Below are 15716 nucleotides of genomic sequence, written 5' to 3'. Positions count from 1 at the left end.
AACTTAACAACAGGACGGACGCACGATGCCGATGAACGCAAATGAGATCGAGACCCTGATCAAGGCGGCTTTGCCCGATGCTCAGGTCGAGATCCGGGATTTGGCTGGAGACGGCGATCACTACGCAGCGAATGTTGTCTCGGAATCCTTCCGCGGCAAGAGTCGCGTGCAGCAGCATCAGCTGGTTTACGAGGCACTGAAAGGCAACATGGGCGGCGCTTTGCACGCCCTCGCCCTTCAGACCAAGGCACCGGATTGAGTTGACACATTGCCGCGCAGGCAGCGCGAGCACTTGAATCTGCCGCCGGATCTCGCCAGATAGGCGGCAAAGAGACAAAGGACGGACCCATGAGCATCCAGGACTGGATCAAGAACGAAGTCGACACCAACGACGTTGTGCTTTTCATGAAAGGCACGCCGAACTTCCCGCAGTGCGGTTTTTCCGGTCAGGTCGTACAGATCCTTGACTATGTTGGCGCTCCTTACAAAGGCATCAACGTTCTGGAAGACGACGATCTGCGCCAGGGCATCAAGGAATTCACCAACTGGCCGACCATTCCGCAGCTTTACGTGAAAGGTGAATTCGTCGGCGGCTGTGACATCATCCGCGAAATGTTCCAGAACCAGGAACTGCAGGGCCTTCTCACGGAAAAAGGCATCGAGACCACTCAGCAGACCGCCTGAGCCTGAATCGATTTCTGAAGACAGCTTTCCAAGGGGCGGTTCTACCGCCCCTTTTTCGTGTCTGCGGGGGTTCCCAACGAGCGTAATTATCGGGAATTGGAGAGCCAGGCTCCGGCTTGAAACGACCAGGATCCCTGGCCGCAGGCGGCTATCCGATCCCGGCTCGCGTTTCGCTTGTCCGGTATGACGATGGTGAGGGAACGAGCCGGGCGATGGTGGAAGATGCTCTTTTCGGGCGTGTTGAGTTTCGTCCCCTCACGTCATTCCGGACAAGTGAGGCAACGCCGAACGCCGATCCGGAATCCAGACATATTTCGCGCCGGAGGTGCAGCCTTCCATTGAAATAAAGAGTTCGCTTAGCTCACGATGACATCTGGTTTCCGGATCAGCGCGCAGTTTCGCTGCACTTGTCCGGAATGACACAAATCAGCCTTCCCACCCCGTCAAAACCACTTAGACTTGCACTTTATCCAATGTTAACCGGAATCAGTTGCGGTCGAATGCAGGCGCCATCTCGGCAAAAATTGCCGAATCACCTAAGCTGAACGCAAGGTGAATGCGGATTTCAGGGTGAGTACAGGTGCGTTCCGCCATTCTCCGACCATATCGCAGGGCTCCATCAAACAACGGAGCCGGGAAATGGGACCGGGGACAATGAACAAGATTGCAGTTGCTGCCACCTCCACTTTCGTTCTGGCACTTGTCGGAGCCGGCATCGTCATGTCCGGTAGCGTGAAGACCGACGGAGAACTGCGCCGCGTCGATTGCCAGGCGCTCACCATGTTCACACCAGCCAAAGCCAAGAGCGCCGAAGAACTTTGCGCCAACTACGGCGGTGTTGCGTTGAAGGATGCCGAGCCCAGCAAGGAAGGCCTCGTAATCCTTGTCCGCAACCAGCCGATGGGCGGATTTGACGGAGAACACACCGTCCGCTGAATTCCGGCGTGCTTCAGGCTGAGCGTTCGCTCGCTCAGCGCTTGGCAGATGGCGACAGGCATCCCCTGAAACGTTGCTGCATCCCGAAAAAATCTTCGAAACAAGAGCGGCAAAGGTCTTTGTAAGCTGGCCGACTTGAGGAATTCAGGTCTATTGCTCAGTCATCCAGCGTCGTGACCGCATGCGCAGCCACTGGCCCGGCGACATTGTGCAGGTCGACCGATCCGAGCGGGATCGACGGCAGCCCTGCTTCCAGCGCCACTTCCTCCGTCGCAACGATCTCCTGACCGATAACCTTGCCGTAATCCCCAAGTCGCGCCGCGATGTTGGCTGCATGGCCGATCACCGTGAAATCAAGCCGTTCCCTTGACCCGACATTGCCGTAGGTGACCTCGCCAAAGGCGATGCCGATGGCACAGTGCATGGAGATGCCCTGTGTGTCCGGGTCCGGCACCTTCAGACGGCGAACGATCTCCTCGGCACTGGCAACTGCTTGCCGGCAGGCCTCATCCAGGCCGACGCCCGCGGGGAAAATCGCCAGCACTGCATCGCCAATGAACTTCAGGACCTCGCCTTCATGCGCATTGACGATGTCGGTCGTGACCTCGAAGAACCGGTTGAGTTCACCGACATAGACTTGCCGGCCAAGCTCCGTTTCCAGCCTGGTGGAATGCCTGAGGTCGCAGAACAGGATCGCCGCGTCGATGACATCGCCGTCCCCACGCCGGATATCGCCGCCCAGAACCCGCGCGCCTGTCCGCTTGCCCAGATAGGTTTCCAGAAGGGATGTCGCATTGGAGGTCAGTGCAAATACTTCGAATAGCCGGCTGATAAGGGCCGAACATTCGAACACCAGTCCGAGGTTTGCCGTGGTGAAACCGGCAGGATGATCCGAAGCGAGGGTCATCACATTGATCCGCCCGTCGGAAAAAGGCAGCGGCATGGCGACATAGTCGGTAACGCCCTGCTGCCTCAGGTCTTCCATGATCGGGAAATTGAACTCGTCGGGGTTCGAATCGATCTTTTGCCGAATGCCTCCCAAACCGTCGGCCACATGCTGAAGCGGGCTCAGGCGAAAGGCCGGGCTCTCCAGTGTCTCGTAGGACGGAGCAAAGCTCTGCACGGTATCGTCGTCGCGCGTCCACACATAATGACGGCCGGCAATCATCGGGTGCAGTGACCAGATCAGGATGCTGATTCGGCAGACAGCTATCCCGTCCTCCACCAGTTTTCGGCCAAGGGCGGCTGTAAGTTCTTCTGGCGTTTTCGCAGCCCAGGCTTCGCGCAGCAGCCAATCGACCGTCGGCCCCGTGATGTTCCCGACAGGCAGCGGATCAATCGGGGCACCCTGAAAATCGACCCGGCTCGCCACACCCGGCATGAAGGCCACAAGGCCATCAACCGCCTTACCTTCAGGCAACGCATTGAGATAACTCCAGGCGCCGTTCTCCAGCGTCTCATTGCCGACCCGGACGTGGCTGTAGCTAGCCGTTCCCTTGAACGGGCAGAAGGTTCTGCGCTCCGGAGCAGGTTCGAGGTCTGCCAGAACGTCGTTGCGCGGGAAATAGATCGCAGGTGCAAGCCGGGTTTCATACATCACCCGCGCCTTTGAAGACCGCGCCAGCAACTGGTCCCCCCGCCAGGCTGTCACTTCGCCGGCAAGCGGTTCCACAAGGATCCCGTAGTCGTTCGAGGTTTGCTGCGCTCGCACGGTCATGAAAAAAGAGATATGGAACACATGGCGAGCTGTCCAGTGCACTTGCATGCGCCTCCCCTGCTCACACCTGTGTGGCGCCCCCAGCCGCCGACACTTGCAAAAAACGCATAGGTGGTACCCGGGGCAGACTTCGGGGCAAGCCACGGTTTGACCTCAATTCGCGATTACGCGCTTGTGAGCAGCCAAGGTATGGAAATTGAGCCCCCTGTCGGGTACTGAGATTGAATGCGCAACGTCTTGATCACATTGTTGATCTGCTTTTTTGCCGGGGTCACAACCGCCGCAGCCTACACGCATGTTCCAAAGAGCATTCGCGCTCTGGAACGCTCGATGGCGGTGGAAACGGACCTGGTCGCAAAGACGGTGCAATTTACCGCGCATCATGCCCAATGTTGCCAACCGGACAGCCAGGCTGGAAAAACCACCAAACCCTTCGGGTGCGGCCCGGATTGCCTGTCTCATTTCTCCAATGTGGCACTGCAATTCCAATCCACGGTGACCGGGCCGGAAACCACGTCACCTCCCGTCCTGACGGACGCTCTGCCGTCTGCGGAAGATCAACCTCCCATTAAAGGCTGACAATCCAACGGAACACGATGTTCCGGCTTAGCCAACACTATTGGAAGGTTGAACGATATCTTGCCGGGGCACATTTGACCGGCATGAGAACAGTTCGCCTGAAAGACAGGAAAAAATCATGAGTCTTCAGGAAAACGGTACACAGGCATCCTATGCGGCGCCTGCATATCGAACTCGGAAAAATCTGAACAGGAACAAGCTCTTCATGCTCGGCTGCTGCCTGCTGATGGCGGTGGTGACCGGTCTCCTGATCGTGTCCGCACCGACCGGACTGACGGCTGGTGAAGCGTTGCTGCTGGCCGTGCCGATGTTCGGCTGCGTCGCCATGCATGTGATTCTGCATCGTGTCATGGGCAAGCCATGCCATGCGCACGCACGAAAGGAGGCCGATCATGTCTAGGAGACCTTTCGCTTTTGCACTTGCCGGTGGGTTCCTGGCCTTGTCCTCGGTCGCCTGGGCTGCGGAAGACAACACGATCACGGTCTACAAGACACCCTGGTGCGGTTGCTGCGAGCTGTGGACCGAGGCTGTCGAGGCTGCCGGATACAAGGTCGCCGTTCACGATATGGAAGACCTGAGCTCCATCAAGGCGCAGGCAGGCATTCCCGATGACATGCAGGCCTGCCACACGGCGGTGACCGGTGGTGACCGGAAATACATCATCGAAGGACATGTGCCGCTGGAAGCGGTTGAAAAAATGCTGTCGGAGCGTCCGGACATTCGCGGCATCGCGGTTCCGGGCATGCCCCAGGGGTCGCTCGGCATGGGCGACGACCCGACGGCGCAATACACGGTTTACACCCTCGGCCAAAATCCGGCCGATCCTCCCGTCCCTTATCTAGAAACAGGCCAGTAGCCTTCAAATGACGAACCTTACAAGAAGATCATTTCTTGCCGGGTCGGCGAGCCTTACAGGGCTCGCCGTCAGCGGCTGTATGACGACCGCTCCCCAGCAACCACTCGCCCCCTGGCAGGATCCGTCCGTCCTTGCCATGTACCGTGCGATGCCGGAAGAGCAGTTTCCGATCCCTGCTCCGGATTTGAAGAAGGTACCGGAACGCTATTACCGCAAACAGGTCGATTATCAGACCAGCGAGAAGGTCGGTACGCTGGTCGTCGATACCAGCAACTACTACCTCTACCTCGTCCAGGAAAACGGCAAGGCGATGCGCTACGGCGTCGGCCTTGGTCGTGCCGGGTTCGAATGGTCCGGCCGTGCGCGGATCGCCCGCAAGGCCGCCTGGCCCAAATGGACACCGCCGGAAGAGATGATCCAGCGGCAGCCGGAACTGGAAAAATGGAGCTGGCGTAACGGCGGCATGCCCCCGGGCATCGAAAACCCGCTGGGTGCACGAGCGCTCTACATCTTCCAGGGCAACAAGGACACGCTCTACCGTATCCACGGCACGAGCGAATACTGGACAATCGGTTCTGCCGTTTCCAGTGGCTGTGTCCGCCTGATCAACCAGGACGTCATCGATCTTTACGGCCGGGTTGCTGACGGATCCCAGATCGTCGTTTTGTAAGGTTCAAGACACGCTTGCGGAAAAGGGGCCGGCCAGCCGGTCCCTTCGCCATCTCCAGCCGTCAGCAATGGCTGGTGCGTCCGCTGCCTGGTATCAGCCTGTAATGGCTTTCAGTTCCAGAAAGTCTTCCAGGCCGAATTCGCCATATTCGCGGCCATTGCCGGACTGCTTGTACCCGCCGAACGGCACATCCCAGTCCGGACTGTTGCCGTTGATATAGACGCTGCCCGCACGCAGTTTGCGGGCTACGCGCTTCGCCCGTTCCGGATCGCCGGTCTGGATATAGGCGGCAAGGCCGTAAGGCGTATCGTTGGCAATCGCGACAGCCTCCTCTTCCGTCTCGAACGGGATCATCACCAGCACGGGCCCGAAGATCTCGTTACGGGCAATCGACATCTGGTTGGTAACATCGGCAAACACTGTCGGCTGAACGAAATACCCTGTCTCGAACCCCTTCGGTTTGCCTGGACCACCGGCAACAAGGCGAGCGCCGTCTGCCAGACCGCGCTCGATATGGCCCTGGATCTTTTCGTATTGCAGATCGCTGATCACCGGCCCGATGTGATCCCCTTCCTCCGCCGGATCCCCGACCTTGGTTTCCGCCGCAATCTTTCCGGCAAGCGCAATAGCCTCGTCATAGACGCTTCGCTCGACAAGTAGACGGGTCGGAGCATCGCAGGACTGACCCGTGTTGGAAAAGCAGCCCGACAGCGACGTGCGCAGGGCCGTTTCCAGGTCCGCATCTGCAAAGAGCAGATTGGCCGACTTGCCGCCGAGCTCCAGCGCAACACGCTTGACGGTCGGTGCAGCATTCTGACTGACCGCGACGCCGGCACGGGTCGAACCGGTAAAGGACATCATGTCGATATCCGGATGCGAGGACATTGCAGATCCGACACCCGGCCCATCGCCATTTACCAGATTGAAAACACCAGCCGGGCAGCCGGCCTCATCCAGGATCTCGGCGAAGAGAAGCCCGGAGAGCGGCGCAATTTCACTTGGCTTCAGCACCATGGTGCAACCGGCAGCGAGCGCGGGCGCGACCTTTGCCGCAATCTGGTTGATCGGCCAGTTCCAGGGCGTGATCAAGCCACAAACGCCAATCGGCTCGTGCCGCAGCACGCTGCCGCCACGCGGGCTGGGACGTTCGAACACATGATGCTTCAGGGCTTCCAGCGTCGCTTCCAGGTGGCCGGATCCGGCAGGCGTCTGGCTGCCGCGCGCAAAGCTGCGCGGCGCCCCCATTTCAAGCCGGATCGCCTCGTCCATTTCCTCCGACCGACGTTGGTAGATCGCGATGACACGCTCAAGAAGCGCGGCACGTTCCTCGACACTTGTTTCCGACCAGCCTGCAAAAGCGGCCTTGGCTGCAGCAACCGCCTTGTCCACATCGGCGGCACTGCCCAGGGAGATCACGGCAACCGGCTTTTCCGTCGCCGGGTTGATCACCTCGAGCGTTTTTGCCTCGACCGGATCGACCCAGGATCCACCGATATAGAACTGCCGCTTTTCAATCATCCGCCTGCTGCTTCCCGTCTGTTCAGATTCATGTCGTCGCCACTTCTTGGCGTAACCTCATATCCGGCTTCTTCCGGCTCCTCGTCAACCATCTCATCCGGAAAACCCGGTGCCCGGATATCAAGACCGGTTGCTTCTTCAAGGCGTTTGATGATGTTGGGCGACATTTCCCGCGGACCATAGCGGTCGATCCCGTCTGCAAAAATCCGGTTGAGAAGCGGCGACACTTCCAGCGGCACCTGATGATCGTCTGCGATTTTCTGGAACAGGCCGATGTCCTTGGCAACAAGATCCATGGTGAAGGAGATGTCGCGCGAGCCGTTGAGGATCACCTGGCTCTCCGTTTCATGGACGAACGAATTACCTGAGGAAATCCGGATCGCCTCGTATGCCGTGCCAAGATCCATTCCGGCTGCCTTGCAGGTGGTCAGTGCTTCGACCAAAGACACCAGATTGGCCGTTGCCAGATAGTTGGTGACGACTTTCAGAACAGATGCCGAGCCGATCTCGCCGGTGTGCAGCACGCGCCGCCCCAGAACGGTCAGGAGCGGCAGCATGCGCTCGAAGGTTTCCCGCGGACACCCGGCAAAGATCGAGATATTTCCGGTAGCAGCCCTGTGACAGCCGCCCGAAACCGGGCATTCGATCGCCTCCGCCCCTCTGGCGACAACAAGCCCTGCCAGGCGGCGCACTTCGCCGGCATCCGTTGTCGACATTTCCGCCCAGATCCTGCCCGGGCCAATACCTTCCAGAAGACCGTCCGGACCTTCCACGACCGCTGCACAGGCTGCCGGACTGGGCAGGCAGGTGATGACGACATCGCAGCTTTCTGCAAGCTCCTTCGGGCTTTCACCGCGAAGGGCTCCCCTGGCCGCAAAGCTTTCCATGAGCAGCGGATTGAGGTCCAGCACCATGACGTCAAGACCATTACGCAGCAGGCTGCCGGCCAGTTTGCCGCCGACGTTGCCCAATCCGATGAAACCGACCCGCATGAGAAGCGCCTTTCGTGAAGCAGGGTTTGATGCCCTCACTTTGCGCCTCGCCTATGAAATAGAGAAATGATATTAATTCAGCCAATTACCAAACTATTTTTATGAATGAAGAGAATGTCGGCACTCCCCAATCTCGTTTGGCTGAGAAGCTTCGAAGCCGTCAGCCGGCTGGGTGGCTTCACCGCAGCAGGCGCGGAACTCGGCCTCACCCAGGCCGCTGTCAGCACGCACATCAGCGCACTGGAAAGCCAGCTCGGCCATCAGCTTTTCGAACGCACGACACGAAAGCTGGAGCTTACCGCCAGTGGCCGGGCTTATCTGCCGTCGGTACGCAAGGCCTTGCAGGACCTTGCCGTCTCCACGGACAGCCTCTTCGGCAACCGAACGGCCGGCTCCGTAACCATTCGGGCGCCGATTTCCGAAACTGTTCTCATCATCGCCCCAGCCCTGGCGGAGTTTCAGAAGGTCAATCCTGAACTGGACATCCGGCTCTTGTCGGCAATCTGGGCCGACACGGCTCTTGAGACCGGCACCGACATCGAGATCCGCCTCGGCACGGGCAACTGGCCCGGTGCGCATGCAGAACCGCTGGGACCGGAAAAGATCGTTCCGGTCTGTCATCCGAGGCTGGCCGAAAGATTGAAGGAACCGGCGGATCTGATGGATGTTCCACGCATTCACATTCTGGGGTTCGACGATCACTGGCCACGTTTTTTCGAAGCTCAGTACCTCACGCAGCCATCCGGACACTCAGGCGTCACCGTCGACACCTCCCTCGCCGCGGTTGAACTGGCGGCTGCCGGCGGCGGTGTCGCCCTGCTGCTGGGCAAGGTTGCAGCCCGGCTGGCGGGAAGCGGACGGCTGACGACCCCTCTGGACCCGGGGCTGCCTTCCATGCGCACCCATTACCTGCTGAACCGGGATAATTCCTCACCGCGAAAACCGGCGGTTCAACGGGTGGAAACCTGGCTGCGAGACCTGTTTGCAGCATAGGCCGGTGGCTATTCCGGTGAGGTCAAACGCTCACCTGCGCGCTGGAAGTGGGCAAGAGGCTCATATCGATTTCAATAGATGCACGTCTCCGCGCTCACAGGCACTCACCTCAGCGGAAACCCGATAGGGTATTGAAATACATTTCTTCTTAGAAGCCCAATCGCTGGGCATACTGGATCCCGGTCTTGTCGCTGGTGCGACAAACCGGGATGACAAGCCAAGGACGTGTGACAATGACGGAGCAGGCTGAGTCTGAGCACTTTCCTGATGCCGCTCCCCAAACCACGTCATGCCATGGCTCGACCATGGCATCCATGCCGATGCAACACGACACGGCAACTCCTATCCATTTGGAATGGCCAGGGATTGGATTGCCGGATCAAGTCCGGCAATGACGGGGAGCGTGGGGATAAGGAATGGGGCTATCAGAACGCCGTTGTTACCGCGGATGCGCCTCAGAAGGTCACTCGGCGGCGAACAGCTTTGCCGTCATCGCCAGGCTTGCGCCACAGGGTTCTTCCGCGTCACCGCTCTCCTCGGACACGCCCTCAGCCGGGCGCAGGTTGACGAAGTCGTAGAGCGAGCGGTCGAGGAGATGCGACGGCCGGGTGTGGCCGAGAGCGCGGGCCATGACGCCGAGGCGTCCCGGCGTTGCCTTTTCCCAGCCCTGCAGCATGCGTTTGACTTCCTCGCGCTGCAGACCGTCCTGCGAGCCACAGAGATTGCAGGGAATGATCGGGAACTGCATGCCATTGGCAAAGCGTGCGATGTCGCTTTCAGCCGAATAAGCAAGCGGGCGGAGCACCAGAAGATCGCCCTCGTCGTTGACCAGCTTGGGCGGCATGGAGGCCAGACGGCCACCGTGGAAGAGGTTCATGAAGAACGTCTCCAAAATATCTTCCCGGTGATGGCCGAGCACAATGGCCTCGCAGCCCTGCTCCCGTGCGATGCGGTAGAGAATTCCGCGGCGCAGGCGCGAACACAGCGAACAATAGGTGCGGTGCTCGGGGATCTTGTCGGTGACAATGGAATAGGTGTCTTCGCGCACGATGATGTGCTCGATACCGTTGTCCTCGAAGAATTTCGGCAAGATGTCCGCCGGAAAACCGGGCTGAGCCTGATCCAGATTGCAGGCAATCAGGTCGACCGGCAGCAGACCACGCCATTTCAGTTCGATCAACACCGCCAGCAGCGTGTAACTGTCCTTGCCACCCGACAGGCAGACCAGCCACTTCGGCCGCTTTTCCTGGGAAGCCCCTTCCGGCAGCATCCCGAAGTCGGCAATCGCCTCACGCGCCTGGCGCAAAAGGCGCTTTCGCAGCTTCTTGAATTCGACGCTCGCAGGTGCATTGCGAAGCAATGCGGGTACGTCGATGTCGGTGCTGTCGGCAATATCGTTCATTTGAGAAGCTCGGCGGCTTGTTGGGTTCGCTGTCTTTGCGCTGACATAGCGGATCAAGGCTGCCGGGAAAAGGGAAAAGCCGTGCGTATCAGGGGATGGCAGTTCGCTCACTGGAGCTGTTCTTGCCATTTCCCTGCATATCGCTTTAGCCGAGAAAGACGTTCGCCGCCGTTTCCGCGTGGGCCAGCCTGCTGCCGTTTTTCCGTATCACCGTCCGCCACCAGCAACGCGGCGCCGATACTGGTTCCGGTGAGCGACCCAGCCGACGCTTCAACCGGCCGCCCTGTCGCAGCCTCCAGCATGTCAAGGTAAAGCCCGTTCTGCGCGAACGGCCCCTCCACGACGATTGGACCTTCCGCACTGGTCATTGCCAGGCACTCCGCCGTCACCAGCGCCAGATAGAAGGACACAGCCGCAAAGCGTTCGCCGTCGCTCAGGAGCGTCTCATCCACGCTCCAGTGATACTCCCGTCCCTGAAAAGGGCCGGAGCGCGGATCGACAGCGGGAAAAAGCATGATCTCGCGAGAAAGCACGGTATCAATCTGTTCTTCCGAACAGCCCTTTTCACGTCCCTTCAGGATCATGTCGAACTCACGTCCCCCCATGAACCTTGCCGAAGGCACCGGATCCCCGAAAGCGTTGACATTGATCAGCGTGTCGCGGGACGGATCGAGGAACACCCGGCCGCCTCCTATCGCCAGCACGATCACCCAGGTGCCGGTGGAGACGACCGAAAACGGAGGCTGTCGCCGGATCAGATGCGGATAAAGCGACGCGTTGGAATCGTGAATGCCGCAGGCGACCGGAGTATCCTTCGGCAATCCGGTCCGGGTCACAACCTCCGGCAGGACGGACCCGAGACGATCACCCGCCTTGCGCACGGGAGCCATCTTCTCCTCCAGCCCGAGCCGGTTCACCAGCGAGGAGAACCGGTTTTCGGACGGGCACCAGAGGTCGGTATGGCAGCCGAGCGAAGTCACCTCGTTGGACAGAACCCCGGTGAGCTTGCAGGTCCAGTATTGCGGATAGGTCAGAGCCGTCGCCACCCGGTCAAGCAGACCCGGGTCCGTTTTCAGTTGCCAGTGGAGTTGCGCTCCCAGATTGAGGCCCATGCCGAGCCTGGGTGACCCGGTTTCGGCGAAGTCCGGCCGGATCGCATCATAGGCGGCCGCCAGGTCGTCCGGGCCGGTGAATTCATAGTCCAGCATCGGCGCGGCAAGGTTCCCTTCCGCGTCCAGAAGCACGGCGCTGGCACCATGTGTCGTCACCGACAGGGCATCGATACCATGGGCCTTGTGCAGCTCCGCCAGCGCGTCGCAGATGAAATCCCAGTGGCCTTCCAGGTCAAAATGCGGATAAGGAGGGCCCGGCAGGACCGTGTTGGGCCGCGTCAGGACGCCAAGCTCCCTGCGCTGGTCCAGATCGACCACGGCAACCTTGGCATTGGTCTTGCCGATATCGATGACGCCCACATTCCGGATCGCTGCCATCAACGCTCAATCCATATGAAAGACGGTTGTGAGCGGTGTTGCCACCGGTTGGTTGTCCGGCTTGGTCGCCATCACATCGGCCATATGTGCCCACCATTTCCGCATCACCGGGTGGTTCGGCAGATCGTCCATCTTGTGGCCATCCTGACGCCAAAGCACGCCGAAGAGGATGTCGGTCTCGGGATCCAGATGAATTGAATAGTCGCTGATGCCTGCGTCTTTCAGCAAGGCTACCAGTTCCGGCCAGATTTCGTCGTGGCGCTTCCGGTATACCGCTTCCATGCCCGGGTTGAGCTTCATCTTGAAGGCATATTTTTCCATGGTTCAGGCCTTCCGCTTTGCGAGAACCCGGTGGGCGATGCGCGGCAGGGCAATGACGGCAATCAGCAGCAGACCGATGAAGATCGACATGACGATGCCCGGTACGTTGAGCAGGCCAAACCCGAAGGTGACCATGCCCATGACGAAGGCAGCGATCACCACGCCCGGAATGGAGCCGGAGCCACCGAGAATATTGACGCCGCCCAGCACCACCATTGTCACGATCTCAAGCTCCCAGCCGAAAGCAATCGATGGTCTTGTCGCCCCGAGGCGCGAGGTCAGGCAGATGGCGGCAACACCGGACATAAGCCCCGTGAGCAGAAAGAGCGCAAATTTGACCCGCGGCACGCGAATACCGGAAAAAAGCGCGCCGACAGGGTTGTTGCCGACGACATAGACCGCGCGGCCAAAGTTCGTCTTGTGCAGGATGACGGCAAAGACGATGGCAAGCAAAGCGAACAGGACGAACTCGAAAGAGATCACCCACCAGACGTAGCCCTGCCCGAAAAAGGCAAAGTCGGACGGATAGCCGGTGTAGGCCTTGTCGCCGAGCACGATATAGGAAATGCCACGGAAAAGGCTCATGGTGCCGATGGTCACCACGATGGACGGCAGGCCGAAGCCGGTCACCAGGAAGCCGTTGAAGGCACCGCACAGCAGCCCTGTACCCAGGCCGATCATGACCAGAAGCGGCGTATCGGCCCCCATCTGGACGGCAAAGCCCATGGCCGTGGACGACAGTGCGATGATCGAGGCAACCGAAAGGTCGATCTCGCCGGAAATGATCAACAATCCCATGGCAAAGGCGATCATCGCCTTTTCGGTGAAGTTGAAGGTCGCGTCGGAGAGGTTCCACGGATCGAGGAAATAAGGCGAGGCAAAGCTGTTCAGCGTGAAGACGGCGACGGCGACCACGAGTAGCAGCAGTTCCCAGCTCACCAGAAACCGCTGCAGCGGCGACTTCAGCCTGTCCGGAATCTGACGCCCCTGCGCGCCGGTGTCTGGGGTGGCGAGGCTCATGCTGCGTGCTCCGCTTTTTTCAGGATCACCCGGCCCTTGGTCCGGTTGGACGTGGCGTTGAAGGCTACGGCGATGATGATTGCGCTGCCGGAAATCGCGAGCTGCCAGAAGGGGGAGATATTGATGACCGGAAGAGCGTTCTTGACGATGCCGAGGAACAGCGCACCGAGCAGGGCCCCGCCGACAGACCCGATGCCGCCGGCAATCGAGATCCCGCCGATGACGCAGGCTGCGACCACCTCAAGTTCGAAACCGCCTGCGATATCGACATAGGCAACGGCATAGCGGGCAACCCAGAGATAGCCGGTAAGGCCGGCAAGCGCGCCGGAAATGACATAGGCCGCGCATTGGGTAAGGCCGACATTGATGCCCGTATAGACCGCCGCGTGCGGATTGCCGCCAACGGCAAAGAAAGCCCTGCCAAGTGGTGTTCGCCCGACCAGAACGATGAACCCGATTACGACGGCGATCGCTATCCACGACAGAACCGGCAGACCGAGCACGACCTCACGCGGGAAGGCCTTGAAGGCGTCACTCATCTCATGGGCGTTGATCCACTCCCCGCCGGAAATGACGAAGATGATGCCCCGGTAGATGGTCATCGTGCCAAGGGTGACGACAATGGGCGGAATATCCAGCTTCCAGACAAGCAGTCCGTTTGCAAGCCCCATCAAGGCTCCAAGACAGATCGCCAAGGCCAGGATAACCGGCACCGGCAGACCGGGCATGGCCATGTTGAGCATGGCGACCACCATGCCGGTGAGCGCAAGGTTGGCGGCAACGGACAGATCGATACACCGGGTGAGGATCACCACCATCTGGCCGAGTGCCAGAATGATCAGCGGAGCCGTGTCGTTGAAGACATTCGCCAGGTTGGACGGTGCGACGAAGCCGGGAAAGCGAGTGGCAATGGCCAGCACCAGAACCAGGATAGCTCCGGCGAGAATGGTCTCGCGCGATTTCATCAGCGAGCGGATCATGTGCGCACCTCCGTGATGCCGGCAGCCGCCCGCACCAGATGTTCGGGCGACAGGTCAGCGCCTTCAAATTCGGCGGCGATACGCCCCTCCCGCATCACAATCACCCGGTCGGACATGCCGAGAATTTCCGGAATTTCGGACGACACCATGATGACCGCCAGACCTTCGGCGGCCAGTTCCGCCATGAATTCGTGCACCGCGGCCTTGGACCCGATGTCGATGCCCTTGGTGGGTTCGTCCAGGATGATCACCCGAGGTTTGGTCGCAAGCCATTTGGCGATGACAACCTTCTGCTGGTTGCCGCCGGACAGTTCGCCGATATCCTGGTCAAGAGCTGCTGCGCGCAAGTCCAGCCGCCGCATGTAGTCACGGGCCAGCTTGAATTCCTCCGCAAGCCGCAGGAACCCCTTGCGTGAGGTTTCCTTGAGCGACGGCAGCGAGACATTCTGGAAAATGGGCAGGCCCTTGATCGCGCCCTGTTTACCCCGGTCCTCCGGGACATAGACGATGCCCTGCCGGATGGCCTCGTTGGGATCGCGAATGACGGCGATCCTGTCGTCGATCCGGATAGCCCCTTTGGAAGGCCTGGTCACCCCGAACAGCGCCTGCATGAATTCGCTGCGCCCGGCACCCACAAGGCCGTAAAACCCAAGGATCTCTCCCGCACGAAGCGTGAAGCCGATGTCCTCGAATTCCGTCGGGTGGCAATAGCCGACAACCTTCAGCACTTCCTCACCCAGTTGCGGTGCTCGTTTCGGGAAAACCTGGTCGACTGACCGGCCGACCATGAGCTTGACCAGCTCCTGTTCGGAAACAGCCTCGATCTTGCCTTTGCCGACCATCTGGCCGTCCCGGAAAACCGTGTAGCGGTCCGCGATGCGGAAGATCTCGTCGAACTTGTGACTGATGAAGAGGATCGCCTTGCCTTCCGCCTTCAGGCGTTCCACCAGCTCGTAGGTTTCCTCGATTTCCTTGTGGGAGAGCGAGGCGGTCGGCTCATCCATGATGACGATCTTGGCGTCGATGGAGAGCGCCCGGGCAATCGCCACCAGGTGCTTGTTGGCAATACCGAGATCCTTCAGCGTGACATTCGGATCGATCCTGGCGCCGATCCGGTCGAGCAGCGCTTGTGCCTTGCGCAGCATTTCCTTGCGGTCGATCAGCCCGAAACGCGTTTTCGGCGCATGGCCGATGAAAATGTTTTCCGCCACAGACAGATCATCGAAAAGGACGGTTTCCTGATGGATCGCCGTCACCCCTGCCCGGCCCGCGTCCTGGGCGGTGGGAAAGGAAACCGGCGTGCCATTGATCGCGATTGCGCCCTCGTCCGGCTGATAGATGCCGGTCAGGATCTTCACGATGGTGGATTTACCCGCGCCGTTTTCACCCACCAGGGCGGTAACTTCCCCCGGGAACAGCTCCAGCGATACTTCGGAAAGCGCCTTCACGCCCGGGAACGATTTGGAGATACCGCTGAGCGTCAGTACCGGCCCCGTGCCGTCTTCCGTTTGCGGATGCGTGTCCGCTATGCCCTGCGTGTTCGCAAGCATGACCATT

The 15716-nt window shown here is 59.8% G+C and carries 17 protein-coding genes; 8 read left to right on the top strand and 9 right to left on the bottom strand.

The window, feature by feature from the left end:
• The first annotated feature begins 25 nt into the window (after positions 1 to 25).
• The 3 genes from FIV03_RS16950 to FIV03_RS16940 all read left to right on the top strand — a co-directional run bounded on the left by FIV03_RS16950 (position 26) and on the right by FIV03_RS16940 (position 1620).
• Positions 26 to 259 carry a BolA family transcriptional regulator gene (locus FIV03_RS16950; protein WP_006932469.1) on the top strand — a complete coding sequence of 78 codons (234 nt, stop codon included), beginning with the start codon at positions 26 to 28 and terminating at the stop codon, positions 257 to 259.
• 89 nt (positions 260 to 348) lie between these two features.
• A complete protein-coding gene (gene grxD / locus FIV03_RS16945; RefSeq protein ID WP_023000869.1) occupies positions 349 to 684 on the top strand; it encodes a Grx4 family monothiol glutaredoxin in 336 nt (111 codons plus the stop codon).
• A 654-nt stretch (positions 685 to 1338) separates the two neighbouring features.
• Positions 1339 to 1620 carry an antitermination protein gene (locus FIV03_RS16940; protein ID WP_152510380.1) on the top strand — a complete coding sequence of 94 codons (282 nt, stop codon included), beginning with the start codon at positions 1339 to 1341 and terminating at the stop codon, positions 1618 to 1620.
• Between the two features lie 157 nt (positions 1621 to 1777).
• Here the strand turns inward: FIV03_RS16940 and FIV03_RS16935 are convergent, their stop codons facing one another.
• On the bottom strand, positions 1778 to 3385 hold the full coding sequence (locus FIV03_RS16935) for a DUF427 domain-containing protein (RefSeq protein WP_209009686.1): 1608 nt from the start codon (positions 3383 to 3385) through the stop codon (positions 1778 to 1780).
• A 177-nt stretch (positions 3386 to 3562) separates the two neighbouring features.
• Here FIV03_RS16935 and FIV03_RS16930 point away from each other — a divergent pair, with 177 nt between their 5' ends.
• The 4 genes from FIV03_RS16930 (at position 3563) to FIV03_RS16915 (ending at position 5443) form a co-directional block, all read left to right on the top strand.
• Positions 3563 to 3916 carry a hypothetical protein gene (locus FIV03_RS16930; RefSeq protein WP_152510379.1) on the top strand — a complete coding sequence of 118 codons (354 nt, stop codon included), beginning with the start codon at positions 3563 to 3565 and terminating at the stop codon, positions 3914 to 3916.
• Between the two features lie 118 nt (positions 3917 to 4034).
• A complete protein-coding gene (locus tag FIV03_RS16925; RefSeq protein ID WP_152510378.1) occupies positions 4035 to 4316 on the top strand; it encodes a hypothetical protein in 282 nt (93 codons plus the stop codon).
• Entirely contained in the window at positions 4309 to 4773 is a 465-nt protein-coding gene (locus FIV03_RS16920; RefSeq protein ID WP_173013875.1) for a DUF411 domain-containing protein, read from the top strand. The genes FIV03_RS16925 and FIV03_RS16920 overlap by 8 nt, the downstream gene beginning before the upstream one ends.
• Before the next feature lie 79 nt (positions 4774 to 4852).
• Complete coding sequence (locus FIV03_RS16915) at positions 4853 to 5443, top strand: L,D-transpeptidase (RefSeq protein WP_152511958.1); 591 nt, start codon at positions 4853 to 4855, stop codon at positions 5441 to 5443.
• 93 nt (positions 5444 to 5536) lie between these two features.
• Here the strand turns inward: FIV03_RS16915 and FIV03_RS16910 are convergent, their stop codons facing one another.
• Both FIV03_RS16910 and FIV03_RS16905 read right to left on the bottom strand, forming a co-directional pair.
• The gene (locus tag FIV03_RS16910) at positions 5537 to 6961 is read right to left on the bottom strand and encodes an aldehyde dehydrogenase family protein (RefSeq protein WP_152510377.1); all 1425 of its coding nucleotides are present in this window, start codon (positions 6959 to 6961) and stop codon (positions 5537 to 5539) included.
• Entirely contained in the window at positions 6958 to 7953 is a 996-nt protein-coding gene (locus tag FIV03_RS16905; protein ID WP_152510376.1) for an NAD(P)-dependent oxidoreductase, read from the bottom strand. The genes FIV03_RS16910 and FIV03_RS16905 overlap by 4 nt, the downstream gene beginning before the upstream one ends.
• 114 nt (positions 7954 to 8067) lie before the next feature.
• Here FIV03_RS16905 and FIV03_RS16900 point away from each other — a divergent pair, with 114 nt between their 5' ends.
• Positions 8068 to 8946, top strand: coding sequence for a LysR substrate-binding domain-containing protein (locus FIV03_RS16900; RefSeq protein WP_152510375.1), 879 nt, complete (start codon positions 8068 to 8070; stop codon positions 8944 to 8946).
• 463 nt (positions 8947 to 9409) lie between these two features.
• Here the strand turns inward: FIV03_RS16900 and ttcA are convergent, their stop codons facing one another.
• From ttcA to FIV03_RS16870, 6 genes are all read right to left on the bottom strand, one after another.
• A complete protein-coding gene (gene ttcA, locus FIV03_RS16895; protein ID WP_152510374.1) occupies positions 9410 to 10348 on the bottom strand; it encodes a tRNA 2-thiocytidine(32) synthetase TtcA in 939 nt (312 codons plus the stop codon).
• Between the two features lie 107 nt (positions 10349 to 10455).
• Complete coding sequence (locus FIV03_RS16890; RefSeq protein WP_152510373.1) at positions 10456 to 11838, bottom strand: FGGY-family carbohydrate kinase; 1383 nt, start codon at positions 11836 to 11838, stop codon at positions 10456 to 10458.
• A gap of 6 nt (positions 11839 to 11844) precedes the next feature.
• Positions 11845 to 12159 (bottom strand): L-rhamnose mutarotase, encoded by a 315-nt coding sequence (gene rhaM, locus FIV03_RS16885; RefSeq protein ID WP_152510372.1) that lies wholly within the window; start codon positions 12157 to 12159, stop codon positions 11845 to 11847.
• A 3-nt stretch (positions 12160 to 12162) separates the two neighbouring features.
• Positions 12163 to 13179 (bottom strand): ABC transporter permease, encoded by a 1017-nt coding sequence (locus tag FIV03_RS16880; protein ID WP_152510371.1) that lies wholly within the window; start codon positions 13177 to 13179, stop codon positions 12163 to 12165.
• A complete protein-coding gene (locus FIV03_RS16875) occupies positions 13176 to 14159 on the bottom strand; it encodes an ABC transporter permease (protein WP_055655090.1) in 984 nt (327 codons plus the stop codon). The genes FIV03_RS16880 and FIV03_RS16875 overlap by 4 nt, the downstream gene beginning before the upstream one ends.
• Positions 14156 to 15709: a sugar ABC transporter ATP-binding protein gene (locus FIV03_RS16870; protein ID WP_152510370.1), complete on the bottom strand. Its 1554-nt coding sequence runs from the start codon at positions 15707 to 15709 to the stop codon at positions 14156 to 14158. The genes FIV03_RS16875 and FIV03_RS16870 overlap by 4 nt, the downstream gene beginning before the upstream one ends.
• Positions 15710 to 15716: the final 7 nt, after the last annotated feature.

Origin of the sequence: Labrenzia sp. THAF187b (genome assembly GCF_009363375.1) — a bacterium.
GTDB classification, from domain to species: Bacteria; Pseudomonadota; Alphaproteobacteria; order Rhizobiales; family Stappiaceae; genus Roseibium; species Roseibium algicola.
The sequence above is the reverse complement of the archived record's forward strand: the minus strand, read 5'-3'. Positions and strand labels throughout refer to the sequence as shown.

Coding starts and splice junctions, on each gene's coding strand:
- FIV03_RS16950 (WP_006932469.1), top strand. CDS start 26: ATGCCGATGAACGCAAATGAGATCGAGACCCTGATCAAGGCGGCTTTG.
- grxD (WP_023000869.1), top strand. CDS start 349: ATGAGCATCCAGGACTGGATCAAGAACGAAGTCGACACCAACGACGTT.
- FIV03_RS16940 (WP_152510380.1), top strand. CDS start 1,339: ATGAACAAGATTGCAGTTGCTGCCACCTCCACTTTCGTTCTGGCACTT.
- FIV03_RS16935 (WP_209009686.1), bottom strand. CDS start 3,385: ATGCAAGTGCACTGGACAGCTCGCCATGTGTTCCATATCTCTTTTTTC.
- FIV03_RS16930 (WP_152510379.1), top strand. CDS start 3,563: ATGCGCAACGTCTTGATCACATTGTTGATCTGCTTTTTTGCCGGGGTC.
- FIV03_RS16925 (WP_152510378.1), top strand. CDS start 4,035: ATGAGTCTTCAGGAAAACGGTACACAGGCATCCTATGCGGCGCCTGCA.
- FIV03_RS16920 (WP_173013875.1), top strand. CDS start 4,309: ATGTCTAGGAGACCTTTCGCTTTTGCACTTGCCGGTGGGTTCCTGGCC.
- FIV03_RS16915 (WP_152511958.1), top strand. CDS start 4,853: ATGACGACCGCTCCCCAGCAACCACTCGCCCCCTGGCAGGATCCGTCC.
- FIV03_RS16910 (WP_152510377.1), bottom strand. CDS start 6,961: ATGATTGAAAAGCGGCAGTTCTATATCGGTGGATCCTGGGTCGATCCG.
- FIV03_RS16905 (WP_152510376.1), bottom strand. CDS start 7,953: ATGCGGGTCGGTTTCATCGGATTGGGCAACGTCGGCGGCAAACTGGCC.
- FIV03_RS16900 (WP_152510375.1), top strand. CDS start 8,068: ATGTCGGCACTCCCCAATCTCGTTTGGCTGAGAAGCTTCGAAGCCGTC.
- ttcA (WP_152510374.1), bottom strand. CDS start 10,348: ATGAACGATATTGCCGACAGCACCGACATCGACGTACCCGCATTGCTT.
- FIV03_RS16890 (WP_152510373.1), bottom strand. CDS start 11,838: ATGGCAGCGATCCGGAATGTGGGCGTCATCGATATCGGCAAGACCAAT.
- rhaM (WP_152510372.1), bottom strand. CDS start 12,159: ATGGAAAAATATGCCTTCAAGATGAAGCTCAACCCGGGCATGGAAGCG.
- FIV03_RS16880 (WP_152510371.1), bottom strand. CDS start 13,179: ATGAGCCTCGCCACCCCAGACACCGGCGCGCAGGGGCGTCAGATTCCG.
- FIV03_RS16875 (WP_055655090.1), bottom strand. CDS start 14,159: ATGATCCGCTCGCTGATGAAATCGCGCGAGACCATTCTCGCCGGAGCT.
- FIV03_RS16870 (WP_152510370.1), bottom strand. CDS start 15,709: ATGCTTGCGAACACGCAGGGCATAGCGGACACGCATCCGCAAACGGAA.